Consider the following 12,944-nt stretch of genomic DNA (forward strand, 5'->3'; position numbering starts at 1 on the left):
CGGCGCTACAGCTGCGGCAACTTGAACGCGTCGAGGGCGCTGGGACGGGCCATTAGCGCCTCCACATCGGCCACGGTGCGCGGGGCCTCACCCGAAAGGTTTTCGTAGCCGGTGGGCGTGATGAGCAGGTCGTCTTCGATGCGCACGCCGATGTTCCACCACTTCTGGTCGCAGGGGCTGCCTTCGGGGATGTAAATGCCGGGCTCGACGGTGATGACGTTGCCGGCCGCCAGCGGGCCGTAGCCGCCCCGGTCGTGTACATCGAGGCCCAGGTAGTGGCTGGTGCCGTGCGGGAAGTAGCGGCGCGCCTCCTCGGCCTTGGCAATGATGCCGAGCTTCAGCAAGCCTTCGGCTACCACGTTGCGGGCGGCCTGGTCGGGGGCCTGGAAGGTGGCACCGGGCCGGCAGACGGCAAACCCGGCTTCCTGCGCCGCCAGCACCAGCTCGTAAATCTGGCGCTGGGCGGGGCTGAACCTGCCACTGGGCGGGATGGTGCGCGTCACGTCGGCCGAGTAGCCGCGGTATTCGGCCCCGCAGTCCATCAGCACCAGGTCGTTGCCAACCTGGGGTTTATTGTTGGTTTCGTAATGCAGAATGCAGCCGTTGGCCCCGGCGCCCACAATGCTGGGGTAGCCCTCGAACTCGGCGCCGTACCGGCGGTACACAAACTCGTGGATGCCCTGTAGCTCCCGCTCGCCCAGTCCGGTTTGGGCGGCCTTCATCACCTCCTGCTGGCCCACGGCACTAATGCGCACGGCGCGCCGGAGCAGCACTAGTTCCTCGGGCGTTTTCACGGCCCGCAGCTCATTAAGGGCGCCATCGAGGATGGTGGCGTTGAAGCGCAGGGCGGGCCGGGTGGCCAGCGCCTGCTGCCGCTCGGCATCGGTCGAGGCTTTCAGGTAGCGCTGCACGTAGGCATCCTGCGCGACCGAGGGCCGCTGCCGAATCCGGTTTTCGAGCATCTGCCGGGTGCGGTCGGCGCTGGTCACGCCCTGCTGCTGCATGGTCTGGTACAGGGCCTCCTGCCGGGGGTTGAAATCGGCGGGTACGGCGGCCTGCCGGCGAAACGTGGCCAGCAGGTCGTAAAGGTCGGCCGGGTCGGAGGGGTTGTCGCGCACATCCGTGGGCAGATCCAGGAACAGCACGTTGCTGAAATCGGCCCAGCGGATGCCGGCCTTGGCAAACGCCTGGTTATCGGCCGCAAACTGCAGCTGCAACTGCTGCCTGGCGCCCTCGGTGCCCAGGCGGCGGCCGGTCCACTGCTCGCGCCGGGCGTCGCGGGGCTGCACGAACAGGGCCTCCGTAACGCCCGGCTGGCCGCTCAGCGTCTGGGGCGCCTGGAAGAGCACCAGCACGGCGTCGGGCTCCTCGTACCCGGTGAGGTAATAGAAATCGGGGTTCTGGTGGTAGAGGTAGTCTACATCGTTGGCCCGGTTGCGCACGGGCGCGGCAAACAGCACGGCCACGGACCCCGGCGGCAGCGCCTGTCGCAGCAACTCGCGCCGCTGCTTATGAAAGCCTGGGCTCAGTGCATCGGCCGGCCGGGCGGGGCCGGCGGTAGTGGTTGGCTGGGCCCGGGCCGAGGCGGCGACCAGCAGCAGGCTGGCCGCCACGCATAGCGGCCTCAAACTCGAAGGGAAGCGAAAAGCAGGCATAGCGGCCAAAACGAAAGGCCGCCGGCGCGGAATGCGGCAGCGGGGCCGGAAGTTACGGCTTCGGCCCGATTGGCCAAGCCCTGCACGGCGCGGCTTCCGCCAAACCCGCCGCAACCACTTGGGCCCGCTGGCCTACCTGCATCCTACCCGCAACCACACAAAGCTTCCGCAGCGGGGCCAGATTGAAATTCAACCAGGACCTGCTGCGGAAGCTTTGTGCTAACCAATCAGCTTATTTCTCTAGAAGAGAAACGGGAAAGCTAGTAAGTGATGAAGCCTTGCTCCTTCGCCTTCTTCAGCACGGCCATGATGCCGTTCTTGTTGATGGTGCGGATGGTGCTGGTCGCTACTTTCAGCGTAACCCAGGCATCCTGTTCGGGGATGTAGAAACGCTTCTTCTGCAGGTTCGGGTAGAACTTGCGCTTGGTTTTGTTGTTGGCGTGCGAAACGTTGTTGCCTACGCGGGTACGCTTGCCGGTCAGATCACAAACTCGGGCCATGATATCAGGAACTTAGTGGTTTCAATTCGGAAAAACAGGGCCGCAAAGATCGGAATATTCCGGCAGGAACAAAACCTGCACCCTGAAAAATAGCGGATTAGCCGCCAGATTTCTTATTTATCCCCGGCTTTTCGCCTTTTGCCCCCTGCCAGGGGCAGTGCCGGCAGCCGTTGCCGCAGCAAAAGCCCCGGCGGCGGTGGTACTGCTCGGTGAACACCATATAGCCTTCGGGCGAGAGGTAAAAGTCGCCGGGCTGCAACGGTTTGGCCAGGAAAGCTGCCAGGCGCGCGGCACTCATCGGGCGGCGGCGGGCAACACGGCCACGCACTCAATCTCGACCAGCGCATCGAGCGGCAGCCGCGACACTTCGACGGTGCTGCGGGCCGGCCGATGCTCGCCGAAGCAGGCGTCGTACACGGTGTTCATACGCGGAAAATCAGCGAAATTCTTCAGGAAGACCGTCGTTTTCACGATATCGGCCAGGCCCAGGTGGCGGGCCGAAAGCACGGTAGCCAGGTTGTCGAGTACCTGGCGGGTTTGGTCTTCAATGGTCAGCGCCTCTACCCGGCCCGAGGCGGGAGCGATGGGCGTCTGGCCCGAGCAGAACACGAAGCCGTTGGCCTCGATGGCCTGGGCGTAGGGCCCCACAGCCGCGGGAGCATCTGGATGATGAACGATTTGCATGCGCTAAAGGTACGGCGGCGGCGGGTGTGAGGACGCAGCCGCTTGCGGCGGGCAAACCGGGTTTTCCGTAACTTTGGGAATATCACGCTTTAACCTTCGCTCTGCTTATGTCCGTTACTTCCCACCCGACCGCCACCGCCCAACCCACCGACACGCTCACCCGCAGCCAGGAAATTATGGCGCTGGAAGACCAGTATGGGGCCCACAACTACCACCCGCTGCCCGTGGTGCTGAGCCGGGGCGAGGGCGTGCATTTGTGGGACGTGGAGGGCAAACACTACTTCGATTTCCTGTCGGCCTACTCGGCCGTGAATCAGGGCCACTGCCACCCGCGTATCATCGGGGCCCTCACCGAGCAGGCCCAGCGGCTCACGCTCACGAGCCGGGCCTTCTTCAACGACCAGCTCGGGGCGGCCGAAAAGCAGCTCTGCGACATCTTCCGGTACGACAAGGCGCTGCTGATGAATTCGGGGGCCGAGGCCGTAGAAACCGCCCTCAAGCTGGCCCGCAAATGGGGCTACCAGGAGAAAGGCATTGCCCCCAACCAGGCCCGGATTCTGGTGGCCGAGCACAACTTCCACGGTCGCACTACCGGCATCATCTCCTTCAGCACCGACCCCGACTCGACCACCGGCTTCGGCCCCTACGTGCCCGGCTACCAGGTAGTGCCCTACGACGATCTGGAAGCCCTGGCCGAAGCATTGAAGGACCCGCAGGTATGCGCCTTCATGGTTGAGCCCATTCAAGGCGAGGCCGGCGTAATGGTACCTTCGGAAGGCTACCTGTTCAAGGCCGCTGCGCTGTGCCGCGAGCATAACGTGCTGTTTATTGCCGATGAAATCCAGACCGGCCTGGGCCGGACCGGCGAGCTGCTGGCCATCTGCTACGAGGGCGTGCACGCCGATATCCTCATTCTGGGCAAGGCGTTGAGCGGGGGCGTGCTGCCGGTGTCGGCGGTGCTGGCCGACGACAACATCATGCTCACCATTCAGCCCGGCCAGCACGGCTCCACGTTTGGCGGCAACCCGCTGGCCGCGGTGGTGATGCGCGCCGCTTTGGATGTGCTCATCGACGAGAAGCTGACCGAAAATGCCCGCGCTTTGGGCGAAGTATTCCGCGAGCGGATGCGCCAGATACAGGCCAAGCGGCCCGAAGTAGTGCAATTGGTGCGCGGCAAGGGCCTGCTGAACGCCGTAGTGATTACGCCCGCCGCCGACGGCCGCACGGCCTGGGACGTATGCGTGAGTTTGATGGAGCGCGGCGTGCTGGCCAAGCCCACCCACGGCGACATCATCCGCTTCGCCCCCCCGCTGGTCATCAACGAGGAGCAACTCCACGAGGCCTGCGACGTTATCGAAGAGGTAATCCTGGCTTTCTAAAGCAGAAGAATTATAAAGTAAGCCGCCCGTCATGTTCTGCATGACGGGCGGCTTACTTTATTGCCTGCTCCACTCCAGCCAACATCCTGCCCGCTGCGGCCTGCCTTTTGGCAGGCCGTTCGTCGTGGTAGCGGGCCCGTTCATCGGGCGGACAAAGACGCCGCCGACAATTCGCAGGAATTGGTGGTGTACAACCAAAGGTTGACCGAAGAAACCAGCGAGCAGCCTGCCGGTGCCGGTACCTTTGTTCTACAAATCCCCCCAAAACTACCGTTATGCGTCCTTTCCGCCTGTTGCTGCTTGCTGGTGTTGTTGCTTCCTCATTGGCTAGCTGCCAGACCAGCCGCTTGGCGCTGGCGGCCCAGCCAGCTGGGGTGTTCGCATCGTTGCCCGAGTACACGCCAGCCGATTCGACCGAAATAGTAGTGTTGCTGCACGATTCGCAGGGGCCGCAGGCTACCCGCGTAGTGATGCCGGCCGGTGAGGCGGCCTTGTTCCGTCGGTAGTTGGGGCAGGCGGGCGTTGCTGAGTTATTGAACCGCCGCGGCGGCTTCCGGCAGCGGAGGCCGCCGCGGTTTGTTTTTATCTTGCGGCCATGCAAAAAACATTAAGCGGACGCTGGTGGCTGGCGGCACTGCTGCTGACTATAGGCTGCCGCAGCGAACAGGCCGCCTTCTCGTTCCGGCCGGCGGCCCCGGCCGTTTCGTTGGCGGCTCCGGTTGCCCCCGTTTCACCGGCTGCTACCTTGCTGGCGGCCCCGACAATACCCGCCCCGGTGGTGGCACAAGGCGGCGTAATCGTCGCGCCTTTGCGCAATGCAATGCTGGCTTCGGCTCGGCCCAATTTGCAACGGCCGGTGCGGGCCGTTGCCCGGTTACGGCGGCCCGCATTGATGCGCGTGAGCCGGCCGGAAACTGCCAGCCGCGCCACTCATCCCGATACGCTGCACTGGATACTGGGCGCGGCGCTGGTGGTGGCGGGCGTAGTGGGCGGCCTGCTGCTCGGCGGCTGGCTGGGCCTGGGCGTGGGGGCGGGGCTGGTGCTGCTGGGCTACTACTTTATATTGAAGGCCCTGGGCGGGCAGCAGGCGTGGCTGGAGGTGTTTCAGGAGTTCTTCAATATGTGAGGAGATGAGACGTTGGCTGCTACCGTTTGGGTTGGTGTTGGGCTTGCTGGCCGGGTGTCGGAGCGAACGGGTGGCGTTTCAGTTCCAGCCGGCCACTACCACGTCCTTCACATCAAAATCTTCTACTCCGCGCGACGAAAATCCGCAGACCAGAAGACCTGTTTGCCTGAGTTCGGTATCGGTTGCTAAGCCCACCGAAGCTCCGCGACCGGTAGTAGCAACTCCCAGCGTTACTTCGGCTGCTTATAAGCGGCCGAAGTACGCAAGGGTGTTGAAGCTGCTTCCACGGTTACTACCCACTTCTTTAGTATTGCATCCTATAATGGGGGCCAGAAACAGGTGCTCTGCTGCCGTAAGGCATGTGAAGCAGCAGTCCGAGCCATCTACTCCGCTCATTGAGCCTTCTACTCTGCTTATAATTGCGGGAGCCGCACTTTTGATGTTTCTGATTGTAAAATTTCCGCTGGTTACCCTTCTGGTGCTGGGAGGGTTGCTGACTGCGGGCTTAGTGTACTTAATCATTATTTTTTCCGGACGAGGTTGGCCATATGGCTAACGCCCCCATCCCCCGCAACCTTACCTTTGCGGCCGTTGTTCTATCCGGTCTTACCAAGTGAAAATGTCCATGCCCCAAGTACCCACCCACCGTCCGCGCCGCAACCGTAAGTCACAGGTTATCCGCGACATGGTGCAGGAAACCCGCCTTACGGCCCACGACTTCATATTCCCGCTCTTTCTCATCGAAGGCCAGAACCAGCAGGTCGAGGTCAAGTCGATGCCCGGTATTTTCCGGTATTCGGCCGACCGTATCATCGAGGAAATCGGGCGCTGCGTGGAGTTAGGCATCCACTCCTTCGCCCCGTTCCCGAGCATCAACGACGGGCTGAAGGACCGGCTGGCCCGCGAGTCGGCCAACCCCGAGGGCCTGTACCTGAAGACGGTGGCCGATATTCGGCGGCAGTTTCCGGAGGTGGTGCTGATGACCGACGTGGCTATGGACCCCTACTCGTCCGACGGCCACGATGGCGTGGTAGACGCCGAATCGGGCGAGATTCTCAACGATGCCACCCTGGAAGTGCTCGGCCAGATGGCCCTGGCCCAGGCCCGCGCCGGCGCCGACATCATCGGCCCGAGCGACATGATGGACGGCCGCGTAGCCTGGATTCGGGAAGTGCTCGACAGCAACGCGTTTTCGCACGTGAGCATCATGAGCTACACGGCCAAGTACGCCTCGGCCTTCTACGGTCCCTTCCGCGACGCCCTGGATTCGGCCCCCAAAAAAGGCGACAAGAAAAGCTACCAGATGAACCCGGCCAACCGCCGCGAAGCCCTGCGCGAACTGGCGCTCGATGAAGCCGAAGGCGCCGACATGGTGATGGTGAAGCCCGCCCTGAGCTACCTCGACGTGATTATGGACGTGAAAAACCACACCCACCTGCCCGTAACAGCCTATAACGTGAGCGGCGAGTACGCCATGGTGAAAGCGGCGGCTCAGCAGGGCTGGCTCGACGGCGAGAAGACCATGATGGAAGTGCTGCTCAGCATCAAGCGCGCCGGCGCCGACGCCATCCTGACCTACTTCGCCAAGGAGGCCGCCGAAGTGCTGCGCCGCGGGTAAGGGGAAGAGCTGCTTATTATAGTAGAACGTCATGCTGCGCTTGTCGAAGCATGACGTTCTTTTTTGATCTTTCTTCCCTGCTCTCCTTGACTTCCCCCGTATCCCTGCGCCTCGCTACCCCCACCGACCTGCCGAATTTACTCGCCCTGCTGGCCCAGGTGGTGCCGCTGATGCTGGCGGCCGGCAACCGCCAATGGTCGGCCGACTACCCCAACGAAGCCGTGTTCCGGGCTGATATGGAAGCGGGCCATTTGTGGGTGGCGGAACTGGAGGGGCAGTTGGCCGGCTTTGCCGCCCTCACCCACAACCACCAGGATGCCGAGTATGCCCAGGCCGACTGGGACTTCGCCGAGCCGGCCCTCGTAACGCACCGGCTGGCCGTGGCCCCGGCAGCCCAGGGCCGCGGCGTGGCGGCAGCCCTGCTCGCCCAGGCCGAAACCCTGGCCCGGCAGCAGGGCCTGCGCGCGCTGCGGGTGGACACCAACTCCGAAAACGCCGCCACGCAACAACTGTTTCCAAAGCTGGGCTACCGGTTTGCGGGCGAAATCACGCTGGCGTTCCGGCCGGGGCTGCGGTTTTTCTGCTACGAGAAGCGGCTGGCCTGAGCAGGCTACTCGTCTGCTACTGCGTAGGCGGCCAACTCGCGTAGTTCCTGCTGAATCTGCTGTTCCCAGGCGGCCTGCTTTTCGGGTACGGAGCCGTAAGCCGTTTCTTCGATGTAGGCAACCTGGCGCTGCTGCGAAGCTTGAAGATGTTCATTGATTACATCTTCGAGGCTAGGTTTCCCCCATAACAGCACATTTTTAGCCACCGACCGCAGCTTCTGCCGCAAGCGCCGCGCGTAGATTTCGCTGATATCAAAGGAAGTCTGATGGTACTGCAACTGCAGCCTAACATCGGCGCGGTCGGTCGTATCGAGCCAGGAACCAGACCGTAGCATGCGATTCTGCACGGCCTGGTTGGCGCGCTTACCCAGCAAATCATACACGTTGCCTTTGAGCCCAAAACCATAAATGCCGCTACTGCCCTGCACCCGGCCATCCTGTTTAAGCCGGAGGTGGAAGTCGGCGGGTGTGAGCCGCCGGGTAGCGCTCCAGTACAGGTAGTCGGAGGGCGAATCGGTGGTGCTTTGCGCCGGCGCAACCACTGTTGTAAGCAAGAAGAGTAAGAGGCAATAATAAAGGCGCGGCATAGTAGGGAGTAAATAAGCCATTAAAGCTACCACTCAACCACCAAACGGCCAGCGCCGGAGCTTGCGGCTCCAGAGCAGGAAGGCAACAACACCGGCCGCCGTAACGGCCAGGCCCGACACCACGAAAACCCAGCCCGTACTCACGAGCACCCACAGCCACACCACCACGGCCACCACCACGGGCAGCGGGTAGAGCGGCATTTTGAAGGGTAGCTTAGCCGTGCCATTCCGGCGGCGCAGTAGCACCAGCCCTACGGCCTGGCCCACGAACTGCACCAGAATCCGCATGGCCAGAATGGCGCTGATGACCTCGCCCAGCCGGAACAGCAGGCTGAACACGAAGCCCACGCCGCCGAGCAGCAGCAGCGACACGTGGGGGAAGTTTTTGGTGGGGTGCGTTTTGGCGAAAAGGGGCAGAAACTCGCCGTCGGCGGCCGCCGCGTAGGGGATGCGCGAGTAGCCCAGCAGCACCGCAAACAGCGAGGCAAAGGCTACCCACAGCACCAGCGCCGTGGCAAATTTAGCAGCCGTGGCCCCGTAGAGCTGCTCGATAAACAAGCTCACGATAAACTCGGAGTGCCGCGCCTGCTGCCACGGAATAACCGAGGCCACGCTCCAGTTCATGAGCAGGTACAGCGTCATGATGCCGATAATGCTCAGGAAGATGCTGCGCGGAATGAGCTTCTGCGGCTTCTTCACCTCGCCGCCCAAATGGCACACGTTGTAGTAGCCCAGGTACGAGTAGATGGTTTTGACCGAAGCCTGCCCCATGGCTACCGACAGCAGCACGCCCGGCAGCGCCCCCACGCCGCCCTCGGGCAGCCAATTAACGGGAATGTGCGCGTGGGTGAGGCCGCCAAAAATAAGCCAGCCCAGCAGCGCCAGTACCCCCAGCCAGAGTGCCACGCCCAGCCGGCCCACGTCGTCGATACGGCGGTAGAGCAGGCCGATGAGCAGTAGCACCACTGTGCCGGCCACCAGCTTGGGCTGCCACCACGCGGGCAGCGGCACGAGGTAAGCAAAATATTGCGCGAAGCCAATGGCGCCCGAAGCCACTACCAGCGGGGCCTGCACCAGCGTCTGCCACACATACAGAAACGACATCAGCCGGCCCCACTTATGCTCGCCGTAGGCCAGCTTGAGGAAGCGGTAGGAGCCGCCGGCCTCGGGATGGGCGGCCCCCAGCTCGCTCCAGATAAAGCCATCGGCCAGGCTCAAGACCGCGCCCACCATCCAAGCCAGCAGGAAATTGGGGCCCATGAAGCCCATCACCAGCGGCAGCGTCACGAAGGGCCCGATGCCCACCATGTCAATCATGTTGAGGGCCGTGGCCTGCACCAGCCCGAGGCGGCGGCTGAGCGGGGCGGAAGGAGTGGTGGCGGGAGCAGCAGGTTCGGGCATGGGGGCAAGATAGGCGAGGTAAAGCCGGATTCTGACAGATTGTTTACGCGAGCCGCTAACTTCGCCCCGGCCCGATCCGTACCAGGCGGCGGGCCAGTAGTAGCCCGTTGGCTGTTCATACAGCCCCTTTTATCGTTCCCTTAGCGTATTGCTCATGGCCGGAGGTTCTTCTAAATCAGCTTTGTATGGCGGCCTGGCGGCCAACATGGGCATTGCCATCAGCAAGTTTGTCGCCGCGTTCTTCACCGGCTCGTCGGCCATGCTATCCGAGGGCATTCATTCGCTCGTGGACAGCGGCAACTCCATATTACTGCTCTACGGCATAAAGCAAAGCCAGAAGCCAGCCGACGCGCGCCATCCTTTTGGGCGCTCCAAAGAACTGTATTTCTGGGGGTTGATTGTGGCCGTGCTGATTTTTGCTATCGGCGGAGGCATGTCGTTCTACGAGGGTATTAAGCACATCGAGCACCCCGAACCGCTCACCGATCCGCTCTGGAACTACGTGGTGCTGGGCGTGGCCTCGCTGTTCGAAACCTGGGCCAGCTGGCTGGCTATTAAGGCACTTTATGCGGGCATAGCCGATAAAAAGGCCAGCTTCTGGAAAATTCTGAGCACCAGCCGCGACCCGGCTATCTACGCCTCGGTGCTCGAAAACCTGGCGGCATTGGCGGGTCTGGTGATAGCGCTGACCGGCGTGTACTTCGGCCATATGCTTAACAACCCTTTCCTCGACGGAGCCGCTTCCGTGGCTATTGGCTTGCTGCTGATGGTGGTAGCGGTGTTCCTGGTGAGCCGTACCCGGGCCCTGCTGGTGGGCGAAGGCGTGAGCGACGAGGTACTGACCGACCTGCAGGCCATTGGCCGCCGGCAGGCGGGCGTGCAGAACCTGCGCCCCCCACTCACCATGTACCTGGGCCCCACCGACGTGATGCTGGCCCTCGATGTCGAGTTTGAAGACCGGCTCTCGGCCCAGGAAGTAGAGGTAGCCATCGACGAGCTACAGGATGCCATTCGGGTGAAATATCCGGAGTTCCAGCGCATTTTTATTGAGGCCAAATCCATCACCAAAAAGCAGCGCCAGCTGGCCGGTGCGGCCGTGTTCAAGCCCCCGTTCTAAGCCCGACCGTAGTAGGCACGGCCTTAACCCCCGACGGCTGTTGGGGGTATAGAGGACGATGAATCCCCGGCAACGGGCGTTTCATCGTCCTTTTTTCTTGTACCAACCCATTCTTAATGCCCTTTCCCGCTACCACCGATTCGCCCTTTGCCTCGTTCTGGATGGCTGGTTTCGAGTGTACCGATCAGCTCAACGCCTTTGGCAACCGGGTCGATTTCCTGAACCTGACCGGCCATTTGCCGCTGCTCGATGCCGATTACGAGCTTATCCGGCAGCACCAACTGGGCACCGTGCGCGAGGGCATCCGCTGGAGCCAGGTGGAGCGCCGCCCCTACGAGTACGACTGGACCACCGTGCAGGTGCTGCTCGACGCGGGCCGCCGCCACGGCATCCAGCAAGTCTGGGACCTGTGCCACTTCGGCTACCCCGACGACCTGACGCCGCTGCACCCGCTGTTTGCCCGCCGCTTCGCCGCCCTGTGCCGGGCCTTCGTGGCGTTCTACCGCCAGCAACGGCCCGACGAGGTGCTCATCATCACGCCCATCAACGAGGTAAGCTTTATGAGCTGGCTGGGCGGCGACGTGCGCGGCACCGCCCCCTACTGCGTGGGGCAGGGCTGGGAAGTGAAGCGCGGCCTGATGCGGGCTTACATTGAAGGCGTAGCAGCCCTGCGCGAAGCCGACCCAAGGGTGCGCATCCTCACCACCGAACCGTTGCTCAATATTGTGGCCCAGCCAGGCGCCGGGCCCGCCGAAGTGCGCCGGGCCCGCGAGGCCCACCGCAACCAGTTCCAGAGCGTGGATATGCTGGCCGGCCGGCTCTGCCCCGAGTTGGGCGGCCGGCCCGAATACCTCGACCTGCTGGGCTTCAACTTTTACTACGACAACCAGTGGCAGCTGGAACCCTACCACACCCTGCCCTGGGCCAACGAGCACCACGACCCGCGCTTTCGCCCGTTGAGTTCGTTGCTGGCCGAAGCCTACCACCGCTACAACTGCCCGGTGGTGCTCACCGAAACCAGCCACCCCGGCCACGACCGCGCCCCCTGGCTGCGGATGGTGGCCGACGAAGCCGTGAAAACCCTGCGTGCCGGGGTGCCGCTGCTGGGCGTCTGCCTCTACCCCATCATCGACCGGCCCGACTGGGACCACCTCACGCCCTGGCACCACGCGGGCCTCTGGGACGCCGACCCCACCGCCGCCACGCCCGGCCTCACCCGCCACCTGCACCAGCCTTCGGCCGCTGCCCTGGCCGCCGCACAGGCCCGGGTTGCCCGGCAGCTGGCACTACTGGAAAGCTTGGCCATAGGATAGACAGTGCGTTGGCTGTGGCCCGGGCTTCAGGCTGTAGTCCGCCCTTTAAAAGGGGCGATGGGTTGACATCCGGGCAGTAGCCAACGGCGCCGGCAGTTTGCCGTACCTTCCGGTATGGCCCATTCCACTACCCCGCCCGTTTCCGAACTGCTGAGCCAGTTCCGTCAGGCTTTTGATGACGTGAACCTTTCGGCTGCCGAAGCCACCGAGCTGCGCGACCGGCTAGCCGATTTCCAGCGCCGCCATGGCAACCTGGAATCCCTGCGCCGCCAGCTGTTCGGGCTGGCCAAAAGCCATTTCAACACCTTTAAAGACAAAGCAGTGGTGGAGTGGCTGGAGGCCGCCAGCGCCCTGCTGCCAGTTTCAGAAAATTCGGTGGCCGCCCCAGACCCGAAGCGTGAGCCCGCCGTTACTACTGCTGCTGCTGGTCAGGCGCGGGTGTATTTCAGCCCCCACGACGACTGCGTGGGCGCCATTCAGACCTTTATCCGGCAGGCGCGCCGCACGCTGGACGTGTGCGTGTTTACCGTGGCCGATAACCGCCTGAGCGACGAGCTGCTGGCCGCCCACCGCCGCGGAGTACGCGTACGCGTGCTCACCGACAACGACAAGCTTTCCGACCGGGGCTCCGATATCCGGGCTATTGAGGCCGCCGGCATTCCGGTGCGCATCGACCGCACCGACAACCACATGCACCACAAGTTTGCCCTGGCCGATGACTCCCTGGTGCTTACCGGCAGCTATAACTGGACCCGCTCGGCGGCCGAGTTCAACCAGGAAAATCTGCTTATCAGCCCCGACCCGACCTTGATAGCGCCCTATGCCGCCGAGTTTACGCGCTTGTGGGCGGCCTTACCAGCTTTTAACGGGTAACCCATTTAGCGCACGAAATCCTATCAAGCCCAAGGCCCCGTTCCAGCAACTGGAACGGGGCCTTGGGCTTGATAGGCTGGATCCGG

Annotated in this window: 14 protein-coding genes; 8 read left to right on the forward strand and 6 right to left on the reverse strand. The window is 63.0% G+C overall.

Annotation, left to right across the window (positions count from 1 at the left end):
- Positions 1 to 5: 5 nt before the first annotated feature.
- From BLW21_RS10305 to BLW21_RS10320, 4 genes are all read right to left on the reverse strand, one after another.
- Positions 6 to 1,628, reverse strand: coding sequence for an aminopeptidase P N-terminal domain-containing protein (locus BLW21_RS10305; protein ID WP_092739684.1), 1,623 nt, complete (start codon positions 1,626 to 1,628; stop codon positions 6 to 8).
- Between the two features lie 287 nt (positions 1,629 to 1,915).
- A complete protein-coding gene (gene rpmB, locus BLW21_RS10310; RefSeq protein ID WP_019946872.1) occupies positions 1,916 to 2,155 on the reverse strand; it encodes a 50S ribosomal protein L28 in 240 nt (79 codons plus the stop codon).
- Positions 2,156 to 2,252: 97 nt separating this feature from the next.
- Positions 2,253 to 2,453, reverse strand: coding sequence for a C1orf53 family protein (locus tag BLW21_RS10315; RefSeq protein WP_092739686.1), 201 nt, complete (start codon positions 2,451 to 2,453; stop codon positions 2,253 to 2,255).
- Complete coding sequence (locus BLW21_RS10320) at positions 2,450 to 2,839, reverse strand: Rid family detoxifying hydrolase (RefSeq protein ID WP_092739688.1); 390 nt, start codon at positions 2,837 to 2,839, stop codon at positions 2,450 to 2,452. Before BLW21_RS10320 ends, BLW21_RS10315 begins: the two co-directional genes overlap by 4 nt.
- A 107-nt stretch (positions 2,840 to 2,946) precedes the next feature.
- Here BLW21_RS10320 and rocD point away from each other — a divergent pair, with 107 nt between their 5' ends.
- The 5 genes from rocD (at position 2,947) to BLW21_RS10345 (ending at position 7,567) form a co-directional block, all read left to right on the forward strand.
- On the forward strand, positions 2,947 to 4,218 hold the full coding sequence (gene rocD / locus BLW21_RS10325) for an ornithine--oxo-acid transaminase (protein WP_092739690.1): 1,272 nt from the start codon (positions 2,947 to 2,949) through the stop codon (positions 4,216 to 4,218).
- A 275-nt stretch (positions 4,219 to 4,493) separates the two neighbouring features.
- Positions 4,494 to 4,724 carry a hypothetical protein gene (locus tag BLW21_RS10330; RefSeq protein ID WP_139255165.1) on the forward strand — a complete coding sequence of 77 codons (231 nt, stop codon included), beginning with the start codon at positions 4,494 to 4,496 and terminating at the stop codon, positions 4,722 to 4,724.
- 89 nt (positions 4,725 to 4,813) lie between these two features.
- The gene (locus BLW21_RS10335; protein WP_092739694.1) at positions 4,814 to 5,344 is read left to right on the forward strand and encodes a hypothetical protein; all 531 of its coding nucleotides are present in this window, start codon (positions 4,814 to 4,816) and stop codon (positions 5,342 to 5,344) included.
- A 625-nt stretch (positions 5,345 to 5,969) separates the two neighbouring features.
- Complete coding sequence (gene hemB, locus BLW21_RS10340) at positions 5,970 to 6,962, forward strand: porphobilinogen synthase (RefSeq protein WP_092740097.1); 993 nt, start codon at positions 5,970 to 5,972, stop codon at positions 6,960 to 6,962.
- A gap of 86 nt (positions 6,963 to 7,048) precedes the next feature.
- Positions 7,049 to 7,567 (forward strand): GNAT family N-acetyltransferase, encoded by a 519-nt coding sequence (locus BLW21_RS10345; RefSeq protein ID WP_245711867.1) that lies wholly within the window; start codon positions 7,049 to 7,051, stop codon positions 7,565 to 7,567.
- Between the two features lie 5 nt (positions 7,568 to 7,572).
- Here BLW21_RS10345 and BLW21_RS10350 read toward each other — a convergent pair whose 3' ends face one another.
- Together BLW21_RS10350 and BLW21_RS10355 are read right to left on the reverse strand one after the other, a co-directional pair.
- On the reverse strand, positions 7,573 to 8,154 hold the full coding sequence (locus BLW21_RS10350; RefSeq protein ID WP_139255166.1) for a hypothetical protein: 582 nt from the start codon (positions 8,152 to 8,154) through the stop codon (positions 7,573 to 7,575).
- A 33-nt stretch (positions 8,155 to 8,187) separates the two neighbouring features.
- Complete coding sequence (locus BLW21_RS10355; RefSeq protein WP_092739700.1) at positions 8,188 to 9,555, reverse strand: APC family permease; 1,368 nt, start codon at positions 9,553 to 9,555, stop codon at positions 8,188 to 8,190.
- Between the two features lie 154 nt (positions 9,556 to 9,709).
- On the opposite strand from BLW21_RS10355, the gene BLW21_RS10360 reads away from it, so the two are divergent.
- The 3 genes from BLW21_RS10360 (at position 9,710) to BLW21_RS10370 (ending at position 12,858) form a co-directional block, all read left to right on the forward strand.
- The gene (locus tag BLW21_RS10360; protein WP_245711868.1) at positions 9,710 to 10,672 is read left to right on the forward strand and encodes a cation diffusion facilitator family transporter; all 963 of its coding nucleotides are present in this window, start codon (positions 9,710 to 9,712) and stop codon (positions 10,670 to 10,672) included.
- A gap of 116 nt (positions 10,673 to 10,788) precedes the next feature.
- Entirely contained in the window at positions 10,789 to 11,985 is a 1,197-nt protein-coding gene (locus tag BLW21_RS10365; protein ID WP_092739704.1) for a type 1 glutamine amidotransferase family protein, read from the forward strand.
- 114 nt (positions 11,986 to 12,099) lie between these two features.
- Complete coding sequence (locus BLW21_RS10370; protein WP_092739706.1) at positions 12,100 to 12,858, forward strand: phospholipase D-like domain-containing protein; 759 nt, start codon at positions 12,100 to 12,102, stop codon at positions 12,856 to 12,858.
- The last annotated feature ends 86 nt before the right edge of the window (positions 12,859 to 12,944 follow it).

The organism is Hymenobacter psychrophilus (assembly GCF_900107135.1).
Taxonomy (GTDB): Bacteria; Bacteroidota; Bacteroidia; order Cytophagales; family Hymenobacteraceae; genus Hymenobacter; species Hymenobacter psychrophilus.

Coding starts and splice junctions, on each gene's coding strand:
- BLW21_RS10330 (WP_139255165.1), top strand. CDS start 4,494: ATGCGTCCTTTCCGCCTGTTGCTGCTTGCTGGTGTTGTTGCTTCCTCA.
- BLW21_RS10350 (WP_139255166.1), bottom strand. CDS start 8,154: ATGCCGCGCCTTTATTATTGCCTCTTACTCTTCTTGCTTACAACAGTG.
- BLW21_RS10315 (WP_092739686.1), bottom strand. CDS start 2,453: ATGAGTGCCGCGCGCCTGGCAGCTTTCCTGGCCAAACCGTTGCAGCCC.
- BLW21_RS10360 (WP_245711868.1), top strand. CDS start 9,710: ATGGCCGGAGGTTCTTCTAAATCAGCTTTGTATGGCGGCCTGGCGGCC.
- BLW21_RS10320 (WP_092739688.1), bottom strand. CDS start 2,839: ATGCAAATCGTTCATCATCCAGATGCTCCCGCGGCTGTGGGGCCCTAC.
- BLW21_RS10370 (WP_092739706.1), top strand. CDS start 12,100: ATGGCCCATTCCACTACCCCGCCCGTTTCCGAACTGCTGAGCCAGTTC.
- hemB (WP_092740097.1), top strand. CDS start 5,970: ATGCCCCAAGTACCCACCCACCGTCCGCGCCGCAACCGTAAGTCACAG.
- BLW21_RS10355 (WP_092739700.1), bottom strand. CDS start 9,555: ATGCCCGAACCTGCTGCTCCCGCCACCACTCCTTCCGCCCCGCTCAGC.
- rpmB (WP_019946872.1), bottom strand. CDS start 2,155: ATGGCCCGAGTTTGTGATCTGACCGGCAAGCGTACCCGCGTAGGCAAC.
- BLW21_RS10335 (WP_092739694.1), top strand. CDS start 4,814: ATGCAAAAAACATTAAGCGGACGCTGGTGGCTGGCGGCACTGCTGCTG.
- rocD (WP_092739690.1), top strand. CDS start 2,947: ATGTCCGTTACTTCCCACCCGACCGCCACCGCCCAACCCACCGACACG.
- BLW21_RS10365 (WP_092739704.1), top strand. CDS start 10,789: ATGCCCTTTCCCGCTACCACCGATTCGCCCTTTGCCTCGTTCTGGATG.